We start from the raw sequence: 587 nt of genomic DNA, 5'->3' as shown, positions 1-587 counted from the left end.
GCAGCGGTCGATGTCGTGGTCGCCGTCCATCAGCACCTCCGGCTCGACGATCGGCACGATCTGCGCGGCCTGGCACAGCGCGGCATAGCGCGCCAGCGCGTGGGCGTTGACGCCGATCGCGGTCATCGAGGGGATGCCCCGGCCGTCAGTGCCGCTGCCGATGTCGATCACTGCGCGCCATTTGGCAAAGCGCGCGCCGCGCTCGTAATACTTCTTCAGCCGTTCGGCGAGCTTGTCGAGCCCGACGGTCACGAGTTCGCCCGGGCACATCGGCAGGGCTTGCGTGCCTTCGTCGACCTTGATGCCGGGGATGGCGCCGCTACTCTCGATCAGCTTCACCAGCGGCGTGCCGTCCTTCGCATCCTGCCAGATCGTCTCGTCATAGAGGATCACGCCGGAGATGTACTGGCTCATGGCTTCCCTGGATCGGAACAGCATCTCGCGGTAGTCGCGGCGGTTTGATTCCGTCGAKTCCACGCCGATCGCGTCGAAGCGCTTCTTGATGGTGCCGGAGGATTCGTCGGCGGCAAGAATGCCCTTGCCGGGCGCGACCATCTCGGTCGCGATCCTGTTGAGCTCAGTCAGAT

General features: G+C 65.2%; 1 protein-coding gene. It reads right to left on the bottom strand.

Annotated elements, in window-relative coordinates; all coding sequences use genetic code 11:
* Positions 1-585 (bottom strand): class I fructose-bisphosphate aldolase (locus AC1D00_RS44440; protein ID WP_477015120.1); only part of this gene is annotated, 585 nt, incomplete at its 3' end.
* Between the last annotated feature and the right edge of the window lie 2 nt (positions 586-587).

This window comes from Bradyrhizobium sp. P2_E8 (assembly GCF_056403875.1).
This window is presented reverse-complemented; position numbering and strand designations above follow the sequence as displayed.